This window comes from Planktotalea sp. (genome assembly GCF_039984035.1).
GTDB lineage: Bacteria > Pseudomonadota > Alphaproteobacteria > Rhodobacterales > Rhodobacteraceae > Planktotalea.
This window is the reverse complement of record NZ_JBDWVM010000288.1, coordinates 1-5,752: the sequence shown is the minus strand read 5'-3', so window position 1 is coordinate 5,752 and position 5,752 is coordinate 1. Positions and strand designations below refer to the sequence as shown.

At 53.6% G+C, this 5,752-nt stretch carries 4 protein-coding genes and 2 pseudogenes; 1 reads left to right on the top strand and 5 read right to left on the bottom strand.

Annotated elements, in window-relative coordinates; genetic code table 11:
- The 3 genes and pseudogenes from gatB to ABJQ89_RS13145 all read right to left on the bottom strand — a co-directional run.
- Window positions 1-367: pseudogene (gatB, locus tag ABJQ89_RS13155) on the bottom strand (Asp-tRNA(Asn)/Glu-tRNA(Gln) amidotransferase GatCAB subunit B); the annotation flags it as partial.
- A 211-nt stretch (window positions 368-578) separates the two neighbouring features.
- Window positions 579-1,991 carry a hypothetical protein gene (locus ABJQ89_RS13150; protein ID WP_348496669.1) on the bottom strand — a complete coding sequence of 471 codons (1,413 nt, stop codon included), beginning with the start codon at window positions 1,989-1,991 and terminating at the stop codon, window positions 579-581.
- Window positions 1,992-2,485: 494 nt separating this feature from the next.
- Entirely contained in the window at window positions 2,486-3,760 is a 1,275-nt protein-coding gene (locus tag ABJQ89_RS13145; protein ID WP_348496668.1) for a hypothetical protein, read from the bottom strand.
- 279 nt (window positions 3,761-4,039) lie between these two features.
- On the opposite strand from ABJQ89_RS13145, the gene ABJQ89_RS13140 reads away from it, so the two are divergent.
- Complete coding sequence (locus tag ABJQ89_RS13140) at window positions 4,040-4,675, top strand: transglycosylase SLT domain-containing protein (RefSeq protein WP_348496667.1); 636 nt, start codon at window positions 4,040-4,042, stop codon at window positions 4,673-4,675.
- Here the strand turns inward: ABJQ89_RS13140 and ABJQ89_RS13135 are convergent.
- Window positions 4,629-5,513 (bottom strand): 1-acyl-sn-glycerol-3-phosphate acyltransferase, encoded by an 885-nt coding sequence (locus tag ABJQ89_RS13135; RefSeq protein WP_348496666.1) that lies wholly within the window; start codon window positions 5,511-5,513, stop codon window positions 4,629-4,631. The two genes, ABJQ89_RS13140 and ABJQ89_RS13135, sit on opposite strands and share 47 nt — an antisense overlap.
- Window positions 5,514-5,566: 53 nt before the next feature.
- Window positions 5,567-5,752: pseudogene (locus ABJQ89_RS13130) on the bottom strand (hypothetical protein); the annotation flags it as partial.

Below are 5,752 nucleotides of genomic sequence, written 5' to 3'. Positions count from 1 at the left end.
CTTCGCCTTCGCCCACGATGGGGTGATAAAGCTGGCTGATTTGGTAGCCTTGCGGAAGATCGGGGTAGAAGTAGTTCTTGCGATCAAACGCGGAGAAGAGGTTGATTTCTGCCTTGAGGCCGAGCCCCGTGCGCACCGCTTGCTCGACGCAGAATTCGTTGATGACGGGCAGCATGCCGGGCATGGCGGCGTCAACGAAAGCGACGTTTGAGTTTGGCTCTGCACCGAAGGTTGTGGAGGCGCCAGAGAAGAGCTTGGAGTTGGAAGAGACCTGTGCGTGGACTTCCATCCCGATGACCAATTCCCAGTCGTGCTTTGCACCGGCAATGGTTTTCACTTTTGGGGCGTCGTATGTCAGATCAAGCATGTGGCAGTGTCCAAGAAATCAGGGCTTTTGAGCGTTCTAAGACAGAGGCGCGGGGGGGGCAAGAGGGCGCGTGTCTACGGCGCTGTTTCGCGGCTGACCTTGGGGCTTTTATTTATGCATCGGGCAAAGATGTAGAATTGCAAAATGCCGCGCAGGTGCACCCAAGATGTTTTATGGTCTCGGGCGCATGAACTGGCAAAGGTTTTTAGAGCTAGGGAAGCATGAAGGTAGGAACGCCGAGGGTGACGACCCATGTATCCACGGTTTTTCCGTTGTAGAGCTGGGTTTGCATCAGCGGGCCTTTGCCAAACCGGTCGCTGAACGGAATGGAATAGACTTGATTGTCAGTGGCCGCGAAAATCGTATCGGAATAGTCACTGTAAAACGTGTGTCCGGATTGCAGTGCCTTGGGTTCGGGAATCGGGTCGGTATTCCACCATGCTGCACTTGGCAAAGTTCCGTAGGCGGAGCCATCGTATTGTTTATATTCACCCGTGCCATTTTTGTAGATCGTTTTGCTGCCGACGAAGCCGCCAAGCAAACCGGTCGTGATTTCACCAATGGCGAGGCTTTGTGTGGTCGCGAATGGATGGGCAATGTCGAACCCGAGCGCGTTCATATCGGCTTCGAGCGTGTCCCATACAGCGTTGAAGGTTGTTGATCCTTTGCCAGCGCCATGCGGGTCGGCTTGACCGTAGATCGTATTGGTAAAAATATCCTCAGACGTGTTTGGGCCAGTTGTCGGAGAGATCGTTAAGACGGCACCTTTGTAGGTGGTGCCAGGTGTCGGCTTGTGCCCGTATTTGATGATCGTAGTGGTGATGTCGCCGCTTAGGGTGATGGTGTTGTCTTTGGCAAAACTGGCGACGAAGTTGAGTTCGTAGTTATAGTTTACGCTGTCTTTTGGATCTTTGGCTTTCGTATTGAACGCATTGTGGTTTTGAATTTTCGCCGTTGTGCCGTCTTTGTGGAGCGCGTTCAGATAGGCCGCGAAAGATGAGAAAGGGTTGTCGCCCGCGCCGTAAGAAGAAGGGCCGATGTAGCGCAACGCCTTTCCGTTTTCCGTCACGGTTGCTGTGGGTGCGCCGGAGGTGAGCTTGTTCAGGGCGTCGGCGAGTTTGGCCGTGCCTTTCGCCGTATTGCCATAATACCCGCGTTCTTGGAGCTGGGTTCCTTTGGTTCCGCCGTTGAAACTGCGAATGCTGATCGGGGCTGCGAAGTAGTTGATATTGGTGAGGTTTCCCTGACCGCTGTCTTCACCTTTTTTAGCCGTTATTTCAAAAGGTTGATAAGCCTTTTTGTAATTCACACCACCGCTACCAATGAAGCTCGGTTGTTCATTACCAGAGAGATCGGCATCCATGACAAAACCGCCGTGATCTTTGGTTGCGGCATAGGAGATAAAGACAACCGGCCCTTCGGCATTGGTGATCTCAAGTCCGGCTTTTCCAAGCGTGGCAAGGCTATATGACTTTGTCATCATGTCACCAGCATTTGCGCGTGCGATCGCAGTGTTGTTCGCTCCGAAACTTGCAGCAAGCGTTTGGCCGGGGTCCTGAAAGGTGACAAAGACTTGATCATCCGGAAGTCCGGTGTCGTTCACGAATTGCATGTTGAGGGTCATAAAGCTGCCTTGCTCGATATTGTTGAAATTATATCAAATGACTCTCGCATAGATTGAATTTCTTGCAAGGCGTAATGTCAAAGAGGTGATGTTCTCTCTGGGCGGCCACTGGGCAGATTAATCTTTGTCAAAAAAATAATCCGCAATCAAAGCGATAGGCGCCAAAAATATCGCAATCGAGGCGCTGCGATCAATTCTGGACGTATTTTCAGAAAACTCAAAAAACTCAAATCCGAGTAAGAAAAGTATGACCACAAGCGCTGCATAAAAAGAAAGCCCAAAAAGCAATCGCGCTCCTTTCGGAAGGCGGTTTTTGGGCGGTGGTGGCCTCGGCATAGTGGACTCCAAAAATTTTTGCTAAATCTATGGATACAAAAGCTCTATGTTTTAACAAGGATTTCTATGATCCTAGATCGGTCTTGAAACTCAAACCTCGAAAAAATTGAGCTACATAAGGGTTATTTAGCCAATCGTTATCCATCCGCCAACGACTTTCACGCCTGCTGCACATAAAGCCCTTGTGGCGTGAAAATCAGCGCGTTGCCTTTGCGCATTTGCTCGCCAAAGATGCGGACAAAGACTTGGTTCGCTTTTTCACGGCCCTGTTTAAACAGCGCATCGATAGAGGCGATACGTGCGTGATTGTCGAAACCTTCCATCGCATGGCCCCAGATCAGCGGATGCAATTCGTGCAGGTAATCAGACATGATCCACTGCGCTGCAGTTTGGATTTGCTCGAGCGCCGAGCAGGATTCCAGATCATCTGCGCAAAGATGCGCAGCGTTTGGGATGGAAACCGCTGCAAAGGAGGCAAAAAGGTTGGCGTTGTGCTGATCTTCCGAGCGCTCGAGAATATCGCGGATGCCTTCAAGGAAGAAAGGGATGTCGATGTAGCGTGCGCAATAGGGATCAACGAGCACGGCATCGAAATAGGTCCAAGTGTAAGCGCCAGCGCCCCAGATATCCTGCGTGCGTGCGGCTGTGCGGCGCGCTTCAAGTTCAAGGGTTTCGTAGCTGCCGAACCATTGGGGAAGCATGTGGTGACCGAGCGCGCGGATATGGCGTTGTTGCTCAGGTGCGAGATCAATCAAGTCTTCATAATCATCTGCAACGCGTGTCTGGGCATTTGGTGTTCCAACCAAAAGCGCACAACGTGCAGAGGTGACAAGCGGGCTGTCGAGTTCAATTCCGCAAAACGGATCAAGCACTTGGCAAGCGCGCGTGCAGTGCAGCTCAAACGCTTCAAGGTTACGGGCAGGGGTGTCACGAACCGCGTCAGTGCCGCGCCATGCCCAAGCGATATCAAGGTGCGCCATAGCAACAATTGTTGCAATTACGTGGTTGTTGGAGTGCTCACCGAGGATTTGTTCAAGCGCGGAGATTGCTTCGCTAAGCGGGCGGGCTTCTTCAGGGGTGCCGTCAATGAGCAGATGTTCGGCCAGAGCGACAACATCGGCGCGCGCGCCTTGGCACAAAAGTTCGGCAATTGGCATGCCGCCACCAGAGGCGCGGCGGTTTTGATCTTCGTCGTTCACAATTTTCGACAGATCCTCCCAGCGTTCCTGGCGCGCAAGGAACTGCCCCTTGTTGAACGCATGGCTGCGCTGTTGCTCTTCTTTTGGATCATCGGACACCGGGATCACCAAGAGCTTTTCAAGATCAGGGTTTTCAGAGGCCTTGGCCGCGATCTGCGGTACGGCACTGACTTGGCGCTGTTTGGAGCCAAGTGAGGCTTTGAGGCTCGATTTTAGGGACTGGATAAAAGACATATTCATTAACTTTCGGCGTATTCGTACGTTTGCTGAGAGTTTTATGGCGACGCAATTGGGCGCAAACGTGGCACGTAGCAGGCGGTAACAGTTTGTTTCCAAGTTCTTTGAATGGTCGGAATTTGGCTAAAATTCTTGCTTTTTGCCGCGCAAAGTGAGCAGGTTCTTCAGATGAAGATTGTAGCTTTTAGTTTAATTACCGTGACTTGTTTGGCTCTCGCCCCAAGTGCAATGCATGCGGAAATATCGCCTGTAAGTGTTAAGCGGAACGACCAAACTGTGGCACTTGCGCCGGAAGACGCGCAAATTTCGCCCCTTGCGCCAGAAACTGCAGTGCGCCCGGTGCGCCGCGATGGGGACGTTGTGCCAACCGCGCGTTGGGATCATCGCCCAGCGGGGCGCATTTGGACGCGCGCGGCGATTTCGTCGCTGAAATCACATGGGAAGCCGATCCTACAAACCGTGCCGCGTGATATCGCGGATTGGTGTCCGGCCTATCCAGACAATGATGAAGATGGGCGCGCTGCGTTTTGGGCAGGCTTTATGTCGGCACTTGCCAAACATGAAAGCACCTATCGCCAAGAAGCGGTTGGCGGGAATGGACGTTGGTATGGCTTGCTGCAAATCCTGCCAGCGACGGCGCGTGGCTATAAATGTAGTGCGCCGAGCCGTGAGGGTTTGAAACATGGGCCCTCTAACCTGAGCTGCGCCGTCCGTATTTTGACGGTTGTTATGCCCCGCGACAAAGTGATGGCGAGCAAAGACAAACGCTGGCGCGGCGTTGCGGCGGATTGGGGGCCGATGCGGGTCAGGTCCAAACGCAAGGACATTTCCGCATGGACGCGTCAACAAAGCTATTGTCGCAAGCTTAGCTCTGTACGCCCAAGGCTGCGCCCCGATGGGGTGGGCGGCTGACAATGGGTTTTGATGCGCGGCTTTTCGGTGCGGTGTCTTGATCGAAGCAAAGCGCGCGAAGCTGTGCGATTGCGGCCTCATTGTCCTGCGGTAGATAATTGACTGCGATCGGAGCCTTTGCATGGACCTCGAAAGGCGCGCGCGCTTTGTTCAGCGTTTCATGAAACAATGTGATGTCGCGCAAGCTGGGGTGGATCATCGACAACAGGTAGAAGAGTGCCGAGTTTCGCCCCTTGAGATGCACTGGCACAATCGGAAGATCAAACTTGCGCGCAAGCGTCACCGCGGACCCCATCCAAGGACGTTCGCGCAAACTTAGACCCTCGCGATAGGCGAGACGACCAGAGGGGAAAATCACGCCGAGGCGTTCCTCCCGCGTTGCCTCTGCGGTGAACTTCAGCATTCGGCGGGTTGCGCTGTGGCTGCGCTTTTCAGCGCGCCATTCGACGGGCGCAATCATGTCGCGCATTTGCGGTAGAACCCGCTCGATATCGCGGTTGGCAAAGAAATAGGTGTCAGAGCGCCGTTTGCGCAGGGCGGACCAAAGCATGATCGCATCCGCAATGCCCGTCGGGTGATTGCATACGATGAGGGCGGGTCCGCTCATCGGGATGTGCTCTATCCCCGAAACACTCAGGTTTCTGCACAGGTGGATCGCCAAGCGGTCCATAATTTGGACTGCGCTGAGCGGTTTCAATCGATCCGCGATCAGCAGCGTTTGCTCATAGCTGAGCGCCGATTGCAGGGACTTGCGCAGAAACGCGACAGGCGCTGTTTCTTGAAACAGCCAAGGGGCGCGTTCGTGGAGCAATCTGTCTATGTGTTCTGGCTCTGTCATGTCTGTTCTGTGCCAGTGCTGCGCAACAGGGACGCTACAGAGCGGTGAACTTTTTATGACATCAGGGTGAAATGGTGCCGCTCATAGGGGATGTCTTGCGCTGTCAGTGCGGCTTCAATCTCGGCCGCTTTCGGAATGCACTCATAGGGTAGGCGGACCTTGCCGCCTTGATGCGGGATCAACGTCATACGCAAAGAGAGATCAAGACGTGTATCAAGGCGCACGGATTTGAGCATCCC